We start from the raw sequence: 21,188 nt of genomic DNA on the forward strand, positions 1-21,188 counted from the left end.
GGGAGGTGAGCATGGTGATGAAACCTGATGTCTCCGTGAGCGCTCCTCCGCTGCACGCGGGGGCCGAGCGGAGCTACGGCGACGACGCCGCGCCGAGCGTCATCACCGGCGTCGGGCGCTACCGCTGGGTGATCTGCGCCCTCCTGTTCACCGCCGCGACGATCAACTACGTCGATCGCCAGGTGCTGGGCGTCCTCAAGACGACGCTCCAGAAGGAGCTCGGCTACAACGATATCGATTACGGCAACATCGTCACGTCGTTCCAGGCCGCCTACGCGATCGGGATGCTGACGATGGGCCGCCTCATGGACCGCATCGGGACGCGGCGCGGCTTCTCGTTCGCCGTCGGGTTCTGGAGCCTGGCGGCGGCGGCGCACGCGCTCGTCGGCAGCGCCGGCGGGCTCTCGGCGGCCCGGTTCGCCCTCGGCATCGGCGAGGCCGGGATGTTCCCGGGCGCCCTCAAGACGATCGCCGAGTGGTTCCCGAAGAAGGAGCGCGCGCTCGCGACCGGGCTGTTCAACTCCGGCACCAACATCGGCGCGATCGTGTGCCCCCTCGTGGTGCCGTGGATCGCGGTGACCTGGGGCTGGCGCGCCGCCTTCGCGCTGACCGGCGCGATCGGGGCGCTCTGGATCGTCGCGTGGCTGATCCTCTACTCCCCCCTCGCGCAGAACCCCCGCGTCTCGCCGGCGGAGCGGGCTTACATCACGAGCGAGCCGTCGCCGTCGCCGGGCAAGATCGGCTGGCTCACCCTCGTCCCGCACCGCCAGACGTGGGCGTTCGCCATCGGCAAGTTCATGACCGATCCGTTCTGGTGGCTTTACCTCTTCTGGGTCCCCGACTTCCTCAACCGAAAGCACGGGCTGAACCTGCTCCAGATCGGGCCGCCGCTCGTCACGATCTACCTGCTCTCCGACGTGGGCAGCATCGCCGGCGGCTGGTTCTCCTCGATGCTCATGCGCCGCGGCTGGACCGCGAACGCCGCGCGCAAGACCGCGATGCTCGTGTGCGCGCTCGGCGTCGCGCCCGTCTTCCTCGCGACGCGCACCGACTCGCTGTGGGTGGCCGTGCTCCTGCTCGGCCTCGCCACCGCCGCGCACCAGGGCTTCTCGGCGAACCTGTTCACGCTCACCACCGACATGTTCCCGTCGCAGGCCGTCGGGTCGGCCGTCGGGCTCGGCGGCATGGCCGGCGCCATCGGCGGCATGCTCATCGCGCAGATCGCCGGCCACGTCCTGCAGCTCACCGGGAGCTATTCGACCCTCTTCATCATGGCCGCGTCCGCGTACCTCCTCGCGCTCGCCATCATTCACCTGCTCGTGCCGCGGCTCGAGGCCGCGCGATTGAACCAAGGATAGTTGGTATGACGAACGATCCGTTTCGTTTGGACGGCAAGGTCGCGCTCGTGACGGGCTCGGCCACGGGGATCGGCGCGGCGATCGCGACGGCGCTCGCGGCCGCGGGCGCGGACATCGCCTGTCACGGCAAGGACGAGCCGGGCGAGGCCACGATGGACGCGGTGCGGAGGCTCGGGCGGCGCGCGATCGGGACGGCCGCGGACCTGGCCGATCGCGCGGCGCACGAGGAGCTCATCCGGAGGACGAAGGCCGAGCTCGGGCGCCTCGACATCCTGGTGAACAACGCGGGGCTCATCCGGAGGTCGCCGGCGGTCGAGTACTCCGACGAGGACTGGGACCTCCTCCTCGAGGTCAACCTGACGTCCGCGTTCCGGCTGTCGCGCATCGCCGGCAAGCACATGCTCGAGCAGGGGTCGGGCAAGATCGTCAACATCGCGTCGCTGCTCTCGTTCCAGGGCGGGATCCTGGTCCCCGCCTACGCGGCGTCCAAGGGCGGGATCGCGCAGCTGACCAAGGCGCTCGCGAACGAGTGGGCGGCGAGGGGCGTCAACGTGAACGCGATCGCGCCCGGCTACATCGCGACGGACAACACGGCCGCGCTCCGGGCCGACGAGGCGCGCAGCCGCCAGATCCTCGAGCGCATCCCCGCCGGCCGGTGGGGCGAGGCCAGCGACATCGCGGGGGCGGCGCACTTCTTGTGCGCCGAGGCGAGCAAATACATCCACGGCCACGTGCTGGTCGTCGACGGCGGCTGGATGGGCCGTTGAGGAGCGGGAAGATGCAGATTCGCAGTGCAAAAGGTTGTGCGTGGGACCAGGTGAGCCTCGGTGAGGTGATGCTGCGCCTCGACCCGGGCGAGCGCCGCGTCCACACGACGCGGACGTTCGACGTCGGGGAGGGCGGGGGAGAGTACAACGTGGCGCGCGGGCTCCGGCGCTGCTTCGGGCTCCGCACCGCCATCGTCACGTCGCTCGCGGACAACGCGGTCGGCCGGCTCATCGAGGATCTGATGCTCCAGGGCGGGGTCGACACGTCGTTCCTGCGCTGGGTCGATTACGACGGCGTGGGCCGGGAGGTGCGCAACGGCCTCAACTTCACCGAGCGCGGCTTCGGGCCCCGGGCCGCCGCCGGGTGCTCGGACCGCGGCCACAGCGCCGCGTCCAAGCTGAAGCCGGGCGACCTCCCGTGGAAGACCATCTTCGGCGAGCGCGGCGCGCGCTGGTTCCACACGGGCGGCATCTTCTGCGCCCTGTCGGAGGCGGCCGGCGGCGTCGCGCGCGAGGCCATGGAGGCCGCGCGCGAGCACGACGTGCGGATCTCCTACGACCTCAACTACCGGCCCTCGCTGTGGAAGAACTTCGGCGGCCAGAAGCGAGCGCGCGAGGTCAACCGCGCGCTCATGCCCTACGTCGACTGCGTGTTCGGGAACGAGGAGGATTTCGTCGCCGGCCTCGGCTTCGAGATCTCCGGCGTGGACACGAGCTACAGCCAGCTCGACACGAACGGGTTCCGCCGGATGATCTCCGAGGTCGTCGCGGCGTACCCCAACATCTCGGTCGTCGCCACGAGCCTCCGGACGGCCAAGACCGCGAGCGTGAACGGGTGGGGCGGCATCCTGTACTACAAGGGCGAGTTCTACGAGGTCCCCCAGCGAGACATCGAGATCCTGGACCGCGTGGGCGGCGGCGACTCGTTCGCCTCGGGGATCATCTACGGCCTGTTGGCCGATCAGGGCCCGCAGTGGGCGCTCGAGTGCGGCGTGGCGCACGGGGCGCTGGCGATGTCGACCCCGGGGGACACCTCGATGGCGTCGCTCGCCGAGGTGCGGCGGGCCATGGGCGGCGGCGGCGCGAGGATTGAACGATGACGAGGGTCAAACCATGAACAGAGAGCAAGTCGTCCGCCGCATCGAGGAGATCGGCATCGTCCCCGTCGTGCGCGCGCCGAGCGGAGAGCTCGCCGTGCGGGCCGCTGGCGCGCTGCGCGCGGGCGGCATCGAGGTCATCGAGATCACGATGACGGTCCCCGACGCGCTGTCGGTCATGCACGAGATCGCCTCCCGCATGGGGCGCCACGTCCTCGTCGGCGCGGGCACCGTGCTCACCGCGGACGCCGCCCGCGGGTGCATCGAGGCCGGCGCCGAGTTCATCGTGAGCCCGGGGCTCAACCTGGAGGTCATCCGCGCGGCGCACGACCTCGGCAAGGCGGTCTTCCCCGGGGGCCTCACGCCGACCGAGGTGATCACCGCGTGGAACGCCGGCGCCGACGCGGTGAAGGTGTTCCCGTGCTCGGCGATGGGCGGCGCGAAGTACCTGCGCGCCCTGCGCGCGCCGCTGCCGGACGTGAAGATGTTGCCGACCGGCGGGGTCAACCTGACGACCGCCAGGGACTTCATCGAGGCCGGCGCCGTGGCGCTCGGGGTCGGCGGCGAGCTCGTCGACGCCGCGGCGCTCGCCGCGGGCAAGGACGAGGTCCTCACCGAGCGCGCGCGCGAGTTCATGTCGGTGGTGAGCGCCGCGCGGGCCGATCTCAAGGGCGGCGCGCGGGCCTAGTCGTATCGAGGAAGAAGAAGAACCATGAGCAGCCTTCAAAAGAGAGATGTCCCGAGCCTCATGCGCGTGCGCAGCCGCGAGGTCGTGTTCTTCACGCCCGAGCCTGGGCTCAAGCGCCGCATCCTGGCCCACAACGCGAACATGATGCTCGTCGAGCACCACATGGAGATCGGCTGGGCCGGCGCGCGCCACAGCCACCCGCACGATCAGCTGGTCTACGTCATCTCCGGACACCTCAAGTTCTCGTGCGCGGACGAGGAGTTCGAGGTGCGCGCAGGGGACAGCTTCGTGGTCCGCGGGGGCGTCGAGCACCAGGCCTGGGCGTTCGAGCCGAGCGTCGTGCTCGACGTGTTCACGCCTGCCCGCGAGGACTACATGCCCTGAGCGCGGCGAAGCCCCGCCTGTCTCGCCAATTCACCACAATCATCATGTCTTTTCGGCGGGCCTGTGACCGACGCAGCGCCCCCGTGCGATCGAGGAACCTATGAAACGCAGAACGTTCGCGATGTCGATGCTATTGCCCGTGGTGCTGGCCGCCTGCGGCGAGGACAGCGACCCGGAGCCCGGTCCCGGTCCCGGCCCGGGCCCCGGTCCGGAGGTGCCGCCCGAGATGGTGCCGTACTACGAGGCGATGAAGCGCGCGGCCACCTTCATGAGCGAGAAGGTCGCGTACAAGGGCGGTTACGTGTGGAGCTACCTCCCCGATCTCTCCCAGAGCTGGGGCGAGATGGAGGCGTTCCGCACCATGCTGTGGGTGCAGCCGCCCGGCACGCCGTCGATGGGCCACGCCTACCTGGACGCTTACCACGCGACCGGCGACGAGCTCTTTTACAAGGCCGCCGAGCAGGTGGCCCTGGCCCTGATCGAGGCCCAGCACGAGGCCGGCGGCTGGAACTACATCTACGACTTCGCGGGCGAGGAGTCGCTCAAGGACTGGTACGAGACCATCGGCCAGAACGGATGGCGGCTGGAGGAGTTCCACCACTACTACGGCAACGCGACGTTCGACGACGCCGGCACCGCCGTGGCCTCGCAGCTCCTCCTGCGCATGTACCTCGAGAAGAAGGACGAGCGGTTCCGCGGGCCGCTCGAGAAGGCGATCGGCTTCGTCACCACGGCCCAGTACCCCGGGGGCGGCTGGCCGCAGCGCTTCCCGCTGATGAGCAAGGAGGAGGGCAAGCCCGACTACACGAGCCTCGTCACCTTCAACGACGACGTGGCCGGGGAGAACATCAAGTTCCTGATCATGTGCCGCATGGCGCTCGGCCAGCCTGAGCTGCTCGACAACATCGAGCGCGCCATGGACAACTTCGTCGCCATGCAGCAGCCCGCGCCGCAGCCCGCGTGGGGTCTGCAGTTCACGCTCGAGGGCGAGCCGGTGGGCGCGCGCACGTACGAGCCCACGGCGCTGACCACGCACACGACGGCCAACAACATCCAGCAGCTCCTCAATTTCTACGAGCTGACCGGGGACGAGAAGTACATCGCCCGCGTGCCCGAGGCGCTGGACTGGCTGGACAAGGTCAAGCTCACGCCGGAGCTCATCGAGCTCTTCCCCGATCGCACGCACCCCACGTACATCGAGATCGGGACCGACGTTCCGCTGTACGTCCACCGGCGCGGCTCGAACGTCGTCAACGGCGAGTATTACTTCGACAAGGACCCCGAGAAGCCGATTGGCCACTACGGGCAGGCGCGCAAGCTCGACGTCGCCGCCATGCGCAAGCGCTACGACGAGCTGAAGGCCAAATCGCCCGAGGAGCTGACGGCCGGCTCGCCCCTGAAGACCGACGAGCCGGCGGAGCTGCCCAAGTACTTCTCGTTGCGCGAGGTGTCGCTCGTCGATCTCTACGTCGGCCGCACGATGACGACCACGCCGGTGACCGAGGCGGATGCGCAGAAGGTCGTCAGCGAGCTCAACCAAGAGGGCTACTGGCCGGTCAAGCTCACGTACATCACCAACCCCCCCATCGGCCCGGGCACCGCGGAGCCTTATCTCGAAGACACCTACGCCACGACGCACGTCGGTGACCTGAACGACACCTCGCCCTACGAGCCGAGCAAGGCGCCGGCGGGGTACCCGCCCGTGGAGGCGCCGACGGGCATCACCGTGGAGAGCTTCATCAAGAACATGGGCGTCCTCATCTCCTACGTCGCGCCCGTGCAGTGAGCGCCCGAGGGCGCCCGCCCTCGCCCCGCACCCGCTGGTGCCGCGTCGCCTTGGTCCGTTCCTGATGGGATGAGAAGGAACCGCAGAGGCGCAGAGGACACAGAGGGAAGAGCAGAGAGCTGAAAGTTCTCTCTCTTTCTTTCTCTCTCTATCTCTCTTTCCTCTGCGCCCTCTGCGCCTCGGTGGTTCAATTTCTTGTTGTCAATGACCAGGAGCGGGCTTGGCGAAGCGGCATTCCCCTAGCCCTGGAGACATCGGCATGCGTTCTTTCATCTTCGCCGCGCTCGGCGCCGGTTTCCTGCTCGCATCGACGGCCTCTTGCGGCGACGCCGGCGATCCCGCCGGCCAGCCCGATGGATCCTCCGGCGGGACCGGGGGCGCGGGCGCCGGCGCGGTGAGCTCGGGCGGCGGCCAGACGTCCACCACCGCAGGACCGGGTGGCGGCTCGACGACGGCCAGCACCGGAGGGCAGGGCGGGGCCACGTCCGTCTCCTCCGGCGCCAGCACCTCGGCGGGCGCCGGCGGTATGGATTTGCCGCCCTCGGAGGACGACCTCTACGTCGCCCCCGACGGCGCGGAGGACAACCCCGGGACCATCGACGCGCCCACCACGCTCTACAAGGCGATCACCCTGGTGCGACCGGGCCAGACCATTTACCTGCGCGGGGGCGAGTACCTCTACGTCCCGACCGTCGAGATCGCCCACGGGAACGACGGGACGCCGGAGCAGAGGAAGCGCCTGTTCGCCTATCCCGGCGAGGAGCCCGTGCTCGAGTTCAAGGACCAGTATTACAAGAAGGGCGACCCGGCCAGCCCGCGCGGCGTCGAGCTGCACGGCAGCTACTGGCACCTCCAGGGGATCGAGATCGCCAACGCCGGCGACAACGGCCTCTTCATCTCGGGGCACCACAACTTCGTCGAGCGCTGCGTCTTCCACCACAACCGGGACTCGGGGCTCCAGCTCGGCGGCCGGCTGGGCGAGCTGGAGACCCCGGAGGAGGAGTGGCCGTCCCACAACAAGATCATCAACTGCGACTCGTACAGCAACTTCGACCCGCCCGACGGCGGCGACGCGGACGGCTTCGCCCCCAAGCTGAACGTCGGCGAGGGGAACGAGTTTCACGGCTGCCGCGCCTGGAACAACTCGGACGACGGCTGGGACATGTTCAACCGCAACGGCAAGCCGCTGAAGCCGGTCCTCCTGGACCAGTGCTGGGCGTTCGACAACGGCTACAAGGAAGGCGGGTACATGAGCACGCCGCCTCCGGTGCCGTACATGGGCAACGGCAACGGCTTCAAGATGGGCGGGAGCAACGGCCTCGCGTCCGACCACGTGATCACGCGCTCCGTCGCGTTCGGCAACAAGGTCCGCGGCTTCGACGAGAACAACAACGTCGGCAACATCACGGTGAAGAACTGCACGGGGTGGCTGAACGGATCCATGAACTTCGCGTTCGGCGAGGGCGGGTTCCACACGTTCATCAACAACATCTCGCACGCGAGGAAGTCCAGCGACGAGCCGGTCGGCACCGCGGTCTCGAACGCGTTCGAGGGCGCCACCGACGCCGACTTCCTCAGCCTCGATCGCGCGCTGGCCAAGGCCCCCCGCGCCCCCGACGGCAGCCTGCCAAAGGCCAATTTCCTGCGGCTCGCCCCGACAAGCCAGCTCGTCGACGCGGGCTCGACCGAGGGCCCCGCGCTCCCGTACGCCGGCGCCGCGCCCGACCTCGGCGCCTTCGAGGTCGAGTGAGCGCGGAGGCGGCCCGAGCGGGGGCGGCTGCGCAACGGTCTTTCTTCACGCTTTCAGGAGGCAATCATGCGGCATGACAGGTCGAATCGTTTCACCCCCTTTGCGGCGGCCCTCGTCGCGCTCTCTGGCGCGGGAGGCTGCGCGGCGTCGGGGGACGACGGCGACGCGACCGGCGCGGCCGGCGCGGCGTCGTCCGGGGCCGGGACCAGCGGGCCGTCGTCGTCGACGGCGAGCGGCGGCGCGACGAGCAGCGGCACCGCGAGCAGCAGCGGGACCACGGGCAGCGGGGGAGGCGCGACCAGCGGCGACGGCGGAGGGGGTGCGGGCGGGGGCGGCGGCCAGGGCGCGGGCGGGGGCGGCGCGGGCTCGGGCTCCGGCGGCGGCACGGTCGACGGCTGCCCCGCCAGCGCGCCGATCGGGTGGGCGGGCGTGAGCGGCCACGGCGTGGCCACCACGACGGGCGGCCTCGGCGGGATGACCGTCACGGCGACCACGACCGAGCAGCTCGTCGAGTACGCCGAGAGCCCCGAGCCGCTGATCATCCAGATCTCCGGCGACCTCGACATCAGCGGCGTGGACATCGATGTGGCGTCGAACAAGACGCTGATGGGCGCGGGCCCCGACGCCACCCTCCGGGGCCGGCTCCAGATCCGGGGGAAGTCGATCGACACGCCGATCCAGAACGTCATCGTCCAGAACCTCAAGATCGACGCCAGCTCGACCGCCGACGACGGGATCCAGATCCACTTCGCCCACCACGTCTGGGTGGATCACGTGGAGATCTGGGACGCGCTGGACGGCAACCTCGACGTCGTCCACGGCTCGGACCTCGTGACCGTCTCGTGGTGCAAGTTCCACTACACGAGCGACGCGCCGGATCCCGCGCACCGCTTCTCGAACCTGGTCGGCCACAGCGACAACAACGGCGACGAGGACACCGGGAGGCTCCGCGTCACGTTCCACCACAACTGGTGGGCCGACGGCGTGGTCGAGCGCATGCCGCGCGTCCGCTTCGGCGAGGTCCACGTCTTCAACAACTACTACTCGGCGGCCGGCAACAACTACGCCATCGGGGGCGGACTCGAGGCCCGGCTCCGGATCGAGAACAACACCTTCGACGGGGTGAAGGATCCGCACGTCTTCTACGACGGCGAGCCGACCGCGCAGATCGTGGCGACCGGGAATGCCTATCTCGGCCTGTCGGACACCACCCGGAAGGACATGGGGCAGGGGAGCGCGTTCACCCCGCCGTACGCCGTCGCGCTGGACCCAGCCGGCGCCTCGCTGAAGGACGTCGTGACACGGTGCGCTGGTCCGAGATAACGACGTTTGTGCACAGCGCACCTCATCGACAGCACAGACTCCCGTGTGCCCTGGCACCCGGCGTGCTTCGGAGTTCCGGGACCACCCGCCATCCCGGCGACTCGATGCCTGCGGCGCGAGGGCGGGACGCGGTGGTGCAAGGAGCCGACGACGTATGAAATTGCTTCCAGTTGCCATGGCGGTGCTGAGCGTGGCTGCGGTCGGGCTCGGGTGCGGCAGCAGCCCGAGCGATGCGGGAGAGGGCGCAGGGGCGAGCTCCGGCGGGAGCTCCGGCGGGGAAGGGGGCTCGTTCGACATCGGCGGCGAGCCCGGCCCCGGCTCGAGCGGCGCGGGCAACGGCAGCCCCGCGGGCGGCGGAGCGTGCGCGACCCAGACGGCGGCGGCGTCGCTCCAGCCGGTGTACCTGGCCTTCGCGTTCGACGTGTCGGGCAGCATGGGCAAGGGCGACAAGAAGTGGCACGACAAGTCGCTCAAGTGGGATCCCGTGGTCGCGGCGACCCAGCAGTTCTTCGCGGACCCCAGTTCCGAAGGGCTCACGGCGTCGCTCGCGTTCTTCCCGGCCGAGGACGACAAGTGCACGAGCGAGATCTACGCGACGCCGGACGTGCCGCTCACGCCGCTGCCGTCGCCGGCGTTCGGCGCGGCGCTCGACGCGATCGAGCCGATGACCTCGAGCGACTGGCGCGGCGGCACGCCGACCGCGTGGGTGATGCGCGGCACGAGCGCGTTCATCGAGGCGCAGCGCCAGCAGAACCCCGGGAAATACGCGATCGTGCTCGTGACGGACGGCTACCCGCAGGGCTGCGACGAGGCCTCCGACACGATCGACGCCGTCGTCGCCGACGCCCAGGCGGCGTTCGCGGACAGCATCCTGACGTACGTCATCGGCGTCGAGAACCCGCCGATCGACGGCGCGCCGGACACGCTCGACGACCTGCACGAGATCGCGGCCGCGGGCGGCACGGAGGGCGCCGTCCTCATCGACACCGGCGATCCCTCGCAGACCACGGCCGCGTTCAAGGCGGCGATCGAGCGGATCCGCAGCGCCGCGGTGTCGTGCACGATGGCGATCCCGCTCCCGCCCGACGGGAGCAGCTTCGACAAGGAGAAGGTCCGCGTGGTCTACACGGACGGCGCGAACGCGGCCACGGAGCTCGCGTACGATCAGAGCTGCGCGACCGAGGGCGCCTGGCGTTACGACGAGCCCGCGAGCCCGACGCAGATCGTCCTCTGCGTCGACACGTGCACGACGGTCCAGGCGGACGCGGCGGCGCAGCTGAGCGTCGACTTCACCTGCGAGAGCGTGATCGAGGTCCCCCTGTAGCCGCAGGCCGCCGCGCGAGCGCCGCGCGCCCGACCCGCCGCCGCGCCGTCGGGCCGATCCGTGTCAACCGTGCGTTGACACTGTGGACGCACACCGTTGCACCTCCATCGACCCCAGCTCGGCCGAGCGCGGATCCGTCGCGCCGGGCAGCGCCGCGCGTTATCCGCGGCGGTGCCCGGCGCCCCCTCGCCGCGGGCCCGCCGACCGTGCGGGCGCATGTTACCGTCCAGCAACGCTGCCGAGATGTTGTAAAACAGGGCGACGATGGAAGCGGCTCAGGAGCGCGAGCGGAGGACCCTCGATCGATACACGCTCCACGGCGTGATCGCCTCCGGGGGGATGGCGTCCGTCCACTTCGGTCGGCTCGTCGGCGCCCACGGCTTCGCGCGCACCGTCGCGATCAAGCGCCTGCACCCGCAGTTCGCCAGGGATCCCGAGTTCTCGTCGATGCTGCTCGACGAGGCGCGGCTGGCGGTGCGCATCCGCCACCCGAACGTCGTCACCACGCTCGACAGCGTCCAGGCCGACGACGAGCTCTTCGTGGTCATGGAGTACATCGCGGGCGAGTCGCTCTCGAGCCTGCTTCGCGAGGCTGGCAGGCAAGGGCAGAAGGTGCCGCAGCCGGTCGGCTCGGCCATCGTCGCCGGCGCGCTCGCGGGCCTGCACGCGGCGCACGAGGCGACCGACGAGGACGGCGCCCCGCTCCAGATCGTCCACCGCGACGTGTCGCCGCAGAACATCCTGGTCGGCGAGGACGGCATCGCGCGCGTGCTCGACTTCGGCATCGCGCGCGCGGCGGTGCGGAGCCAGGTGAGCCGCGTCGGGCAGCTCAAGGGCAAGCTCAGCTACATGGCGCCGGAGCAGCTCCGCGGCGCGCCCGTGAACCGGCGCGCCGACATCTACGCGGCCTCGGTGGTCCTGTGGGAGGTGCTCACGGGGCGGCGGCTGTTCACCGGGGAGTGCGACGCGGAGATCTACGGGCGGATCCTCGAGGGCGTGGTCCAGCCGCCGAGCGCGTACGGCGAGGTGCCGAAGGCGCTCGACGAGGTGGTGCTCCGCGGGCTCGAGAAGGACCCCGATCGGCGCTACGCGACCGCGCTGGAGATGGCGGCCGCGCTGGAGGAGGCGCTTTCGCCGGCGAGCCCGCGCGCGGTCGGGGCGTGGGTCGAGGCGACGGCGGGGACGTTGCTCGAGGCGCGGGCGAAGAGCCTCGCCGCGATCGAGACGTCGCAGCGGAGCGCGGCCTCGACGCAGCGGAGCGCGGCCCCGGCGCCGTCGTCGGGCCCGGCCGCCGTGGGCCAGGCGCCGCTGCGGGAGATCGACACGCGCCCGGCGCTGCCGGCGGGGCAGCGCGCGCGCGCGGCGCGGGTCTCGGTGACGGTCGCGACGATGACGAGGACGGTCGAGGACATGGCGCGGCCGGCGGCGTCCGCGCTCGCGACGCCGATCGCGGCGGCGGGGCCGGCGCGGCGGGTGAGCGCGCAGCTCGTCCGCGCCTCGACGCTGGCGTTCGGGGCCGCCGCGCTCCTGCTCGCGGTGGTCGCCGGCAGGGGCTGTGGCGCGCGGCCGGAGGCCGCGCCGGAGGCCGCGCCGGACGAGCGCGCCGGCGTCGGCGAGCCCTCGGCGCCCGCGAGGGTCTCGGCGCCGGCCATCGCGTCGGCGCCGGCGGCGGAGGGCGCTGGGGTCGCCGAGGGCGCTGGGGCCGTCGAGGGCGCTGGGGTCGCGGAGGGCTCTGGGGCCGTCGAGGGCTCTGGGGTCGCGGAGGGCTCTGGGGCCGGGTCGAGGGCCGCAGCAGCCGCGCCAGGGGCCTCGGGGGCCGCGCCAGGGGCCACAGCAGCCGCGCCCGCCACGAGCGCGTCCGCAGCGGCACCCGCGGCCTCCGCGAGCGCCTCCGCGAAGGCCGCGTCGGTCGCGCGCGCGGCCGCCACGGAGCGCGCCGCGGGGGTACGCGCCGCGGCCCCCGCGCGCAGCGCGCGGCCGCGATCGCGCTGCGAGCCCCCCTACTACCTGGACGGCGACGGCATCCGGCGGATCAAGCGTGAGTGTCTGTGAAGGACGGAAGCGTGTAGCTTACGCTGCGATGAAACGGGGCCTCCTCGTCGCCTTCGTCGCAGCCGTCACGCTCCTCGCGGGCTCGCGCGCCCGCGCTCAGGGCGTGGGAGAAGCGTGCGCGGCCTCGTACGAGCAAGCGCAGCAGCTCGTCCGCGACCGGGCGCTGCGGCGGGCCCGGGCCGAGCTCCGTCTGTGCGTGAGCTCGTGCCCGGCGACGCTCGCCCGCGACTGCCAGAGCTGGAGCGAGCAGGTCGAGCGTGACATGCCCAGCGTCGCGCTGTCGGCCACGTCCGCGGACGGCCACGCGCCGGGCCGCGTGCGCGTGCTCCTCGACGGCGCGCCGCTCGTCGAGGCGCTCCCGAAGGATCCGATCGAGCTCGATCCCGGGCGCCACACGCTGACCTTCGAGGACGCGGCGGGGACGCGCGTCGCCACCGTGGTCACGGTGTCGCCGGGCGACAAGGCGCTGCCGATCGCGGTGCGGTTCCCCGCGGCCGCGCCGCCGGCCGCGGCGCGCGGCGGGGCCGCGCCGGTGCGGCAGCGCTGGCCGCTCGTGCTCGCCGGCGTCGGCGCGGTGGCGGTCGGCGTGGGCGCGTTCCTCGGCATCAAGGGGCACGTCGACCGGAGCGAGCTCCGCAGCAGGTGCGCGCCCGGGTGTACGGCGGACGAGGTCGAGGCGATCGACACCCTCTGGACGGCCGGCGCCATCAGCGCCGGCGCGGGGCTGGTCGTCGCGGGGGTGGGGACGGTGCTGTACTTCCAGCTCGATCCGATGATCCCCGCGGCGCCGACCACGGGCTCCGCCCAGCTGCCGGACGGCGCTGCGATCTCGCTGCGCGGATCGTTCTGAGCGCCCGCGGGAGGCCCGTCGGCCTCGCTCGGGGCGCCGTGGAACCGGTTGCGGAGTTCAGAGAGGGAGTGTCGCCAGGATCTCCGCGATGTGAAGCTCGAACGCCTCGGTGCTCGCCGGCGGAGCGTCTCCCGTCCGGTAGGGAGACTCGGCTGCCAATGCCTCCAGTCGATCGCGATCGATGGGCGCCTCGGAGAGAATTCGTTGGATGTGATCGCGATCGGACGGGGCCAGGCGCTCCAGCTTCGAGATGAGAACGTCGTGGGGATGCGGCACGATCACAGCGACTCCTGGTGCTTCGGGGAGCGATAGCCGCAGAGCGCGTTCGCGCCACGTACGGGGACCAGCGAATGTCTCTGGACCGAGAACCTCGACATAGCTTGAGTGCCGTTCATGGTACCATGACAGCTCGCCCATCAACGCCTCGACCGCATCTCCGCGCTCCGAGGGCGTCACCCAGAGGTCGACATCACGCGACGTGGGAGCATTCTCGAGCCAGAAGGCGAGGGATGCGCTGCCGAACACCACAATCTCGCCCGTTTTGACGAGCCTCGCGGCGTCGATCACGATGCGACGGACGGCGGACGGATCGACCATGCGCGGAGGTCTGCAAAGGGGTGTGCTCGCAGGGTACTGCCGAGGCCAAGCGAGGCCGAGGAGGACGCCGCCCACCTCGATTCGAGCGCCTCGAGGGGCTCCATCCCCACGAGCCACCCGCGAAGAACTCGGGCGGCGTCCTCGACGGCAGCGATCATAGCGCCCCTCGCCAGCTCGCCGCCGAGCGTGGCGGTCCAGATCCACGGGATAGCTGTCCAGAGGTCGTCTGGCGGTCCAGCGATCTCTCGCTGCAGTCTTGCGAGGACGGCCGCACGGTAGGTCGGATCGCGAAGCGCGAGTTGATACCCTTCGCGGCAGTGACCCGCGAGCCGAGCGTCCCGCGCCGCTAAAGCGTCACGTGCATCCACCACGGCTCGGAGGATACGCGAGCCCGGCGCTCGTCACAAGCTCCGCAGCGCGCGTCAAGGTAGCCCTTGAGCACAGGATCGCGGCCGGCGCCGCGGATGCGAGGCGGCTCAGGCGTCCGCTGAAAGTTGGCGAAAATCGATTCATGGACCGCAAGGGCGCAAGGGACGCAAGGGGAAGAGAAAGAGAAGAATACAATTCCATCTCTGTCCCATTGCGCCTCTTACGCCCTTGCGGTCTCTCCCCTTGCTGCAACGCGCGCCGCTCCGATGCCAACTCGAGCAGCCGACGGATCACATCGTGAACGACCCGGCCCGCAGCGTCCGCCGCGCGTCCCCCTGCGGCCTCGACGTGAGAGTGCGCGCCCGGATCCTGTCCTGTGCGCAGAGGCTGCGCGCCTGCGCGGTGCCGCCGCCCTGCTGCTGCCTGCCGCCGTCCCTGCTGCGCCGCCCCGCCGCGCTCCTGCGCATCTCGCGACACCCTGCTGCGCCGCCCCGCCGCGCTCCTGCGCGTCCCCCGCCGCGCTCCTGCGCATCCCGCGACCCCCTGCTGCGCCGCCCCGCGGCCCTCCTGCGCAGCCCCCGCCGCGCTCCTGCGCAGCACTCGGAGTGTCCTTTGTTACAATCGGGCGCCTCCTGCGCCGCCCCCGAGCTCCTCCCACACAGCCCGCGGAGTATCCTTCGCTACAGTTGGACGGCTCCTGCGCAGCGCCAGCCCCCTCCTGCGCGCCCCTGCCTGCTCTCGAGCGCGGGGCTCGACGGCATCGCGCTCACCTCGCGGAGCTCCCCGAACGTCGCCGCCCACGGCCTGAGGAGCCGCCCGCCGCGCCCCGTCAGCCCTTGCTGCGGATCCCGTAGCGCTCCATCAGCCGGTGGACGAGCTGCCGGGAGACGCCCATCGACGCGGCGGCCCGCGCGACGTTGCCGCCGCTGTCCCGCAGCTTCATCGCGATGAACGTCCGCTCGAACTGCTCGACGACCATGTCGCGCGCCTCGCGGAGCGGCAGCGACGCGAACTGGACGACGCCCATGTCGGCGGGCCGCGGCGCCACCTTGACGATCGCCTCCTCGGCCAGGTGCGGGAAGAGCACGAGCCGCGCGACCGTGTTGCGGAGCTCGCGCACGTTGCCCGGCCAGTGATGCCCGCGGAGCAGCTCCAGCGCGTTCGGCGGCAGATCGGCGAGCGAGCGCGGCGGCACCTGCGCCGCCAGGAAGCGCTCGACCAAGAGCGGGATGTCCTCCTTGCGCTCGCGCAGCGGCGGCACCACCGCCTCGACCACGGCGAGCCGGTAGTAGAGGTCCTCGCGGAACGACCCCGTGCCGATGCGGCCCTGAAGATCGCGGTGCGTGGCGGCGATGACGCGGGCGTCGAAGGACGTGTACGCGGCGGCGCCGATGCGGCGCACCTGGCGGGCCTCGAGGGCGCGCAGGAGCTTCGGCTGGAGATCGAGCGGGAGCTCGCCGATCTCGTCGAGGAAGAGCGTGCCGCCGCTCGCCTCCTCGAGCAGGCCGGCGCGCGCGGCCTGGGCGCCGGTGAAGGCGCCCTTCGTGTAGCCGAAGAGCTCGGCCTCGATGAGGTTGGGGGCGACGGCGCTGCAGTCGAACACGACGAAGGGGCCGCCGCTGCGCGGGCTCGCCTCGTGGATGGCGCGGGCGAGGACCTCCTTGCCCGTGCCCGACTCGCCGAGGAGGAGGATCGTCTCGGAGGTGGCCGCGGCGCGCTCGAGCCGGGCGAAGAGCGCGCGCATCGGGACGCTGCTGCCGAGGGCCTCGCCGAAGCTGGCCGAGGTGGAGAGCGGGACGACGACCGGGGCGCCGCCGACGCGCACGGTGAGCGGGACGCCGCCCAGCGAAGCGAGGGCGCCCGGCGTGAGGAAGCCCTCGACGATCAGGACGTCGTTGATGAACGTGCCGTTCTTGCTGCCGAGGTCGGTGAGGGCGACGCCGCGCGGCGTGAACCGCAGCTGGCAGTGGCGGCGCGACACACGGGAGTCGGGGATGACGACATCGCACTCGCCGCTCGTGCCGAGGACGAGCGGCGCGACGCCGAGCGTGGCCTCGATCGGCGGGCTCTTCTGGGGGGTGACGAGGACGCGCAGGTCCGGGAGCTCGACCGCGTCGCTTCGGAGGGTCGTGATCGTCCGGGTGGAGTCGTGCATGGAACGGGCGGCGAACGGGCAGCGAGGGGGAGGGTCAGCATCTCCGAATTCCTGGCGGATTTCCAGCGCGCGGTGCGCCCCGGGCGCTCGGCGGCCTCACCGCGGGGTATCCTCGCGGCGATGCCCGAGTTCACGCCGGCCGAGGCCAAGACCCTGTCCCAGTGCGTCACCCGCTTCACGGACGCGTTCCGCCGCGACGTGGCGGACGTGATCCGGCGGGAGTTCCGCGGCTACGAGCCGCCGGAGGTGACGGAGCTCATCGGGCAGCTGAGCCTCCTCGGGCGGCAGCTCGAGCTGCGCCAGCCGCACGTGCCGATCCACGAGACGCAGGGCCCGCTGCTCAAGCGCATCCTGATCGATCTGCGGCGCGACAGCGCCACGGCGATCGAGGAGCCGCTGCAGAAGGCCGTGAACGCCGACACGATCCGGCACCTCCGGCGCGAGATCCACGCGCTGGAGCAGCTGATGGCCGCGCCGTGGTTCGCGGCCACGCGCGCGCTCCAGGTGCCGCGGCTGACGGACTACATGTCGATCCGGCACGCCGAGGCCGTGCTGCCGGAGGCGCCGCCGCTCCGGCCGCGCGAGTACGACGAGAAGTTCCACATCCTCGAGGCGCCCGGGCTCTTCCTCCCGGATCTGGCGCACTACCGGGCGCGGTGCGCGCTGCGCGGCGCCGCGATCGCGGTGGCGTTCATCGACATCGACGACTTCAAGGCGTTCAACGTGCAGCACACCGAGACCGCGGTCGACCTGCACGTGCTGCCGCCGCTCATGGAGAGCATCGAGGCGCACGTCTTCGGGCACGGGCACGCGTACCGGTTCGGCGGCGACGAGTACATGGTCACGCTGCCGAACGCGACGCGCGCGTGGGCGGTGGACTTCCTGCGCGCGCTGCAGGCGCGGCTCGCCCGCCGTCGCTACCGCCGCGTCGAGCGGGCGCCGACGATCTCCGCCGGGCTGTGCGTCGCGGACGTCGACTGCTTCCTGACGGACCGCGAGATCCAGGGGCGCGCCAACCTGGCCAAGAACCACGCGAAGGCCACGGAGAAGGGCCGCATCGCGACGTACGACGGGGAGCTGTTCCGCCCCGAGGACCTGGTGCTCGCGTGACCGCCTCCGCGAGGCCGGGCGGCGCCGACGCGGCGGGCGAAGCGGGGGAGGCGCCCGCGGGCGCCGCGGAAGGGGCGCGCGCTGCCGCGGACGCCGGCGGCGCGCCGCCGGAGGCGCCGGGCGGGCTCGCCCTGCCGGAGCCGCTGTGGAGCGCCGTGCGGGCGGCCTACGGCGAGCCCGGGCGCGCGTACCACGACCTGGCCCACGTGCGCGAGGTGCTGCGCCGGGTGGCCGAGGTCGGCCGCGACGTCGGCTGGCGGCGGCCGCGCGAGGTGGTCCTGGCCGCGCTCTTCCACGACGCCGTGTACGCGCCAGGCCGCCGCGACAACGAGGAGCAGAGCGCCGAGCTCGCGCGCGAGGCCGTCGCGCGCTGGCTGCCCGGCGAGGGGCTCGACGAGGGCCTCATCGCGCGGCTCATCCTGCTCACCGCGCGCCACGGATCGCTCGCGCCCGCGGACGTCGGCGAGGACGAGGCGCTGTTCCTCGACTGCGACATGGCCATCCTGGGCAGCGACGCGGCGGCGTTCGACGCCTACGACCGCGCGATCGCCGCGGAGTACAGCGCCGTGCCGCCCGAGCTCTACGCCGCGGGCCGGCGGGCCTTCTTCGAGCGGCTGCTCGCGGCGGAGCACATCTTCCTGTCGCCGTATTTCCGGGAGCGCCTCGAGGCGCGCGCGCGCGACAACCTGCGCCGCAAGCTCGGGGTGGGATCGTAACGGAGCGGGGCAGAGCGGAGCGGGCGCCGCCGCCCGCGCGGTCACGCGCTCACCAGCTCTTGATGTCGCTCTTGCTCACGCGGCACGTGGCGGTGTTCCACTGGCTCGCGCCGCCGTGGAGCTTCTCCGACTCGCCCATGTGGTCGGTGACGGCCCGGTACTCCTGGCAGATCTTCGGCTTGTCGTCCTCCTCGTCGTATCCCCCCTTGACGTAGAGGTTCGTGATCGTGACCGTGTCACCGTAGTTCTGGTTCGCGCCCGCGACCGTCGTCTTGACCTTGTCCACCCGGACGTTGTCGATGATCAGGTTGCGCGGGCCGCCGTTGGCGGTGCAGTCGCCGCACGAGCGCCAGAGCTTCCCGAAGTCGGCGATGTACGAGTTCGTGACGATGGTCGTGGAGCCGCCCTTGGCGTTGTGCTGGAAGATCTTGTCGGCGGAGTGCAGGGCGATCGAGCTGTTGATGCGCATCGTCGCGCCGTCCTTGCTGTTGGTCGCGGCGTCCTCGCAGACGTCCTCCCAGTAGACGTGATCGAGGGTGCAGTCGCCCTTGCAGACGATGCCGTTGCCGCCGGGGAGGCCGCCCGCGATGATGAGGTTCTTCACGGTGACCCCGTCCTCGACCTCGAACACCGTCTTCTGGCCCTCGCCGTCGTCGCAATCGGCGGTGTTGTTCACGCCGATCTTCTGGTTGTTGAAGTCGTAGACGTCCTGCCCGCCGTTGGCCGCGTTCTTCAGCACCGTCGTCTGGGTCCTGATCTCGCCGGCGCCGTTCGTGGGCGTCGGGATCACCATCGGGATCTCGTCGCCGAGCGGCTCCTCGCCGCCCGCGCCGCCGGTGCCGCTGCTCGTGGTGCTCGCGGCCGTGCTGCTCGCCGACGTGCTGCTCGCCGACGTGCTGCTCGCGGCCGTGGTGCTCGCCGACGTGCTGCTCGAGCTGCCGCCGCCGCCGCTGCCGCCGCTCCCCGTGGTCGTGCTCCCGCCGCTGGTGGCGGCGCTGCTGCTCGAGCTGCTGCCCCCTTCGCCGTCGTCCGGCGTCGCCGCGTCGTCCGAACAGCCGAGCTGGGAGGCGCCGGCGGCGCCGAGCACGAGCAGCAAAGTGAAGGCTGACTTCAATCCGAATCTCATCTCGCTACCTCTCTTTGAATGTACGATGGACGATCTGCGCCCGGGAGCACTCGCGCGACGCCGGCCGGCGCCGTCGTCGAGGTGGCAACCACGAGCCCACGCTCCACGTCGTCGAGCGGGCCTCGGGGTCGAAGCGGTCTACGCGGTCTCGGTCTCGATCTACGAGAATGCAAGCGGCGATCCAGCGGGCGCCACGGGGCGCCGGGCTGCCGCGCCGACGTGGGGGGCGGTCTCCGTGTCAACGCCAGGTCGACACCGGTTGACGATCGCGGTTGACGCGCCGGCGCTCCGCGCGCGGGCGGAGCGCGCCCGGCGGCTCAGTAGATCGGGTCGTCCTTGCAGCCGAAGATCACCTTGACCGCGCCGGCGCCGCTGCTCGCCACCTGCTCGCACGCGGCGCCGTAGAGCTGGATGGTCGTCATGTCGGGCCCCGTGTAATTCCAGCCGTTCATGCCCGTGGTGTCTTGCATGACCGCCTCATCCCCGACGAACACGCCCACGTGGTCCGGGTTCGGCGGGGGCGCGCTCAGCGGGAACAGGCAGGTCGAGACCTCTCCCGTGATCGTCAGCAGCGACGCCACGAGCTCGTCCTTCGTGGCCGCGAGGTAGAACTTGGGCGCGAGCGGATCCGGGTCGTCCCGGGGCTCGAGCCCCGCGACCGCGAGGCCGTTGAGCGCCTTGACCTTGCTCTCCTGCGACGCGATGCCGACCACGAACGTGTGGAAGCCGGCGGCGGCGGCGTTCGTCACCGCCTGCACCGCGAACTCGTCCGAGTCGCTCTTGGGGCACGACGGGTCGCCGTCCGTGGCGAGCAGGATGTACTTCGGGTCGTCGTTCTGGATCGACTGCAGGTACTCGACCGCCTTGTTGATGGCGTCGCCCGTCGGCGTGCCGTCCCCCTCGGGGGTCGTGCTCGAGATCGCCTGATTCACCGTGGGCGCGTTGTTGCCCGCGATCGGGATCAGGATGTCGCGCGGGAAGCTCTCCTCGGTGCAGGTGCCCGTCCGGTCGCCCTGCGGGAAGACCTTCAGGCCCCAGGAGGCCGCCTCGTTCGTCGCCGCGATCACCTCCTGCAAGGCGGGCACGACGATGTCCCATTTCGACGGCGTGCCCTCGTCCCCGCTCGGGTCGTCCTGCATCGACGCGGAGCGGTCGAGGACCAAGAGGATGCTGGCCGGCTTGCGCTCGACGTTGAAGTTCTGCCGCCCGCAGTCCACTTCCTCTCCTCCGGTCGTGACGCCAGGGGTGAAGTCGCCGCCGGGCTCGCCACCCGTCGCGTCGCCGAAGTCGTCAACGCCGGGGCCGGCCCCCGCGCCCGTATCGCCGCTGCTTCTACCGCTGTCGCCGTCGATGCTCGCCGCACAGCCCGATAGCGCTGCAAACGTCACGACGGACCAAACCAAGGATGCTCTCCGCATGCTGCCTCCCGTAAGCAGACTCCGGGTGACGCCCTCACGATCGCTCTGCCGGCCCCGCTCTCCCGGGCAGGAGCCAGCACGCGCGTCAGCGAGCGCCCTGCGTCACCGAAATTCTGGCTGAACTCCCACGATGCGCGCGGCGGGCTCAGGCGCCCGCGCGCCGTTCGCGGGGACATCGCAGCAAGGCGCGTGCCCCGGGGCGCGGGGTGGGCCCGAGGGGGCACTCGTGGCATGCTGACTGGCATATTCTACGCAAAGGCTTCTTCCGCCCCACCACTCGTGGCGGGGCGCCCTGCGTCGTCGCCCGGGGCCGTCCAC

The 21,188-nt window shown here is 71.4% G+C and carries 17 protein-coding genes; 13 read left to right on the forward strand and 4 right to left on the reverse strand.

The features are described 5' to 3' along the window. Window positions 1-17 precede the first annotated feature (17 nt). The 11 genes from WMF26_RS20195 to WMF26_RS20245 all read left to right on the forward strand — a co-directional run bounded on the left by WMF26_RS20195 (window position 18) and on the right by WMF26_RS20245 (window position 13,379). Window positions 18-1,358 carry an MFS transporter gene (locus WMF26_RS20195; protein WP_438001654.1) on the forward strand — a complete coding sequence of 447 codons (1,341 nt, stop codon included), beginning with the start codon at window positions 18-20 and terminating at the stop codon, window positions 1,356-1,358. 5 nt (window positions 1,359-1,363) lie between these two features. Beyond that, window positions 1,364-2,125, forward strand: coding sequence for a 2-dehydro-3-deoxy-D-gluconate 5-dehydrogenase KduD (gene kduD, locus WMF26_RS20200; RefSeq protein ID WP_438001655.1), 762 nt, complete (start codon window positions 1,364-1,366; stop codon window positions 2,123-2,125). A gap of 11 nt (window positions 2,126-2,136) precedes the next feature. Beyond that, complete coding sequence (locus tag WMF26_RS20205) at window positions 2,137-3,225, forward strand: PfkB family carbohydrate kinase (protein WP_438001656.1); 1,089 nt, start codon at window positions 2,137-2,139, stop codon at window positions 3,223-3,225. 13 nt (window positions 3,226-3,238) lie between these two features. Further along, window positions 3,239-3,910, forward strand: coding sequence for a bifunctional 4-hydroxy-2-oxoglutarate aldolase/2-dehydro-3-deoxy-phosphogluconate aldolase (locus WMF26_RS20210; RefSeq protein WP_438001657.1), 672 nt, complete (start codon window positions 3,239-3,241; stop codon window positions 3,908-3,910). Between the two features lie 24 nt (window positions 3,911-3,934). After that, window positions 3,935-4,294 (forward strand): cupin domain-containing protein, encoded by a 360-nt coding sequence (locus WMF26_RS20215; protein WP_129575856.1) that lies wholly within the window; start codon window positions 3,935-3,937, stop codon window positions 4,292-4,294. 100 nt (window positions 4,295-4,394) lie between these two features. Continuing rightward, entirely contained in the window at window positions 4,395-6,080 is a 1,686-nt protein-coding gene (locus WMF26_RS20220; RefSeq protein ID WP_438001658.1) for a pectate lyase, read from the forward strand. 259 nt (window positions 6,081-6,339) lie between these two features. Further along, entirely contained in the window at window positions 6,340-7,830 is a 1,491-nt protein-coding gene (locus tag WMF26_RS20225; protein ID WP_438001659.1) for a right-handed parallel beta-helix repeat-containing protein, read from the forward strand. A 66-nt stretch (window positions 7,831-7,896) separates the two neighbouring features. Further along, a complete protein-coding gene (locus tag WMF26_RS20230; RefSeq protein WP_438001660.1) occupies window positions 7,897-9,153 on the forward strand; it encodes a pectate lyase family protein in 1,257 nt (418 codons plus the stop codon). Window positions 9,154-9,307: 154 nt separating this feature from the next. Beyond that, window positions 9,308-10,477 (forward strand): vWA domain-containing protein, encoded by a 1,170-nt coding sequence (locus tag WMF26_RS20235; RefSeq protein ID WP_438001661.1) that lies wholly within the window; start codon window positions 9,308-9,310, stop codon window positions 10,475-10,477. Window positions 10,478-10,741: 264 nt separating this feature from the next. Beyond that, window positions 10,742-12,529 (forward strand): protein kinase domain-containing protein, encoded by a 1,788-nt coding sequence (locus WMF26_RS20240; RefSeq protein ID WP_438001662.1) that lies wholly within the window; start codon window positions 10,742-10,744, stop codon window positions 12,527-12,529. Between the two features lie 28 nt (window positions 12,530-12,557). Then, entirely contained in the window at window positions 12,558-13,379 is an 822-nt protein-coding gene (locus WMF26_RS20245; RefSeq protein WP_438001663.1) for a hypothetical protein, read from the forward strand. 57 nt (window positions 13,380-13,436) lie between these two features. Here the strand turns inward: WMF26_RS20245 and WMF26_RS20250 are convergent, their stop codons facing one another. Together WMF26_RS20250 and WMF26_RS20255 are read right to left on the reverse strand one after the other, a co-directional pair. Further along, window positions 13,437-13,976 carry a DUF6036 family nucleotidyltransferase gene (locus tag WMF26_RS20250; protein WP_438001664.1) on the reverse strand — a complete coding sequence of 180 codons (540 nt, stop codon included), beginning with the start codon at window positions 13,974-13,976 and terminating at the stop codon, window positions 13,437-13,439. Window positions 13,977-15,174: 1,198 nt separating this feature from the next. After that, window positions 15,175-16,500, reverse strand: coding sequence for a sigma 54-interacting transcriptional regulator (locus WMF26_RS20255; protein WP_438001665.1), 1,326 nt, complete (start codon window positions 16,498-16,500; stop codon window positions 15,175-15,177). Between the two features lie 120 nt (window positions 16,501-16,620). Here WMF26_RS20255 and WMF26_RS20260 point away from each other — a divergent pair, with 120 nt between their 5' ends. After that, window positions 16,621-17,610 (forward strand): diguanylate cyclase, encoded by a 990-nt coding sequence (locus WMF26_RS20260; protein WP_437338713.1) that lies wholly within the window; start codon window positions 16,621-16,623, stop codon window positions 17,608-17,610. A 131-nt stretch (window positions 17,611-17,741) separates the two neighbouring features. Then, complete coding sequence (locus tag WMF26_RS20265; protein WP_437954104.1) at window positions 17,742-18,326, forward strand: HD domain-containing protein; 585 nt, start codon at window positions 17,742-17,744, stop codon at window positions 18,324-18,326. 49 nt (window positions 18,327-18,375) lie between these two features. On the opposite strand, the gene WMF26_RS20270 is transcribed toward WMF26_RS20265, so the two are convergent. Further along, window positions 18,376-19,440, reverse strand: coding sequence for a pectate lyase (locus tag WMF26_RS20270; protein ID WP_438001666.1), 1,065 nt, complete (start codon window positions 19,438-19,440; stop codon window positions 18,376-18,378). Window positions 19,441-19,769: 329 nt separating this feature from the next. Further along, window positions 19,770-20,840 carry a vWA domain-containing protein gene (locus tag WMF26_RS20275; RefSeq protein WP_438001667.1) on the reverse strand — a complete coding sequence of 357 codons (1,071 nt, stop codon included), beginning with the start codon at window positions 20,838-20,840 and terminating at the stop codon, window positions 19,770-19,772. Window positions 20,841-21,188 lie beyond the last annotated feature (348 nt).

The organism is Sorangium sp. So ce185 (assembly GCF_051526825.1).
GTDB lineage: Bacteria > Myxococcota_A > Polyangia > Polyangiales > Polyangiaceae > Sorangium > Sorangium cellulosum_D.

Bases quoted from the DNA above. Each gene is read 5' to 3' on its own strand.
- WMF26_RS20195 (WP_438001654.1), top strand. From the start codon at position 18: ATGAAACCTGATGTCTCCGTGAGCGCTCCTCCGCTGCACGCGGGGGCC.
- kduD (WP_438001655.1), top strand. From the start codon at position 1,364: ATGACGAACGATCCGTTTCGTTTGGACGGCAAGGTCGCGCTCGTGACG.
- WMF26_RS20205 (WP_438001656.1), top strand. From the start codon at position 2,137: ATGCAGATTCGCAGTGCAAAAGGTTGTGCGTGGGACCAGGTGAGCCTC.
- WMF26_RS20210 (WP_438001657.1), top strand. From the start codon at position 3,239: ATGAACAGAGAGCAAGTCGTCCGCCGCATCGAGGAGATCGGCATCGTC.
- WMF26_RS20215 (WP_129575856.1), top strand. From the start codon at position 3,935: ATGAGCAGCCTTCAAAAGAGAGATGTCCCGAGCCTCATGCGCGTGCGC.
- WMF26_RS20220 (WP_438001658.1), top strand. From the start codon at position 4,395: ATGAAACGCAGAACGTTCGCGATGTCGATGCTATTGCCCGTGGTGCTG.
- WMF26_RS20225 (WP_438001659.1), top strand. From the start codon at position 6,340: ATGCGTTCTTTCATCTTCGCCGCGCTCGGCGCCGGTTTCCTGCTCGCA.
- WMF26_RS20230 (WP_438001660.1), top strand. From the start codon at position 7,897: ATGCGGCATGACAGGTCGAATCGTTTCACCCCCTTTGCGGCGGCCCTC.
- WMF26_RS20235 (WP_438001661.1), top strand. From the start codon at position 9,308: ATGAAATTGCTTCCAGTTGCCATGGCGGTGCTGAGCGTGGCTGCGGTC.
- WMF26_RS20240 (WP_438001662.1), top strand. From the start codon at position 10,742: ATGGAAGCGGCTCAGGAGCGCGAGCGGAGGACCCTCGATCGATACACG.
- WMF26_RS20245 (WP_438001663.1), top strand. From the start codon at position 12,558: ATGAAACGGGGCCTCCTCGTCGCCTTCGTCGCAGCCGTCACGCTCCTC.
- WMF26_RS20250 (WP_438001664.1), bottom strand. From the start codon at position 13,976: ATGGTCGATCCGTCCGCCGTCCGTCGCATCGTGATCGACGCCGCGAGG.
- WMF26_RS20255 (WP_438001665.1), bottom strand. From the start codon at position 16,500: ATGCACGACTCCACCCGGACGATCACGACCCTCCGAAGCGACGCGGTC.
- WMF26_RS20260 (WP_437338713.1), top strand. From the start codon at position 16,621: ATGCCCGAGTTCACGCCGGCCGAGGCCAAGACCCTGTCCCAGTGCGTC.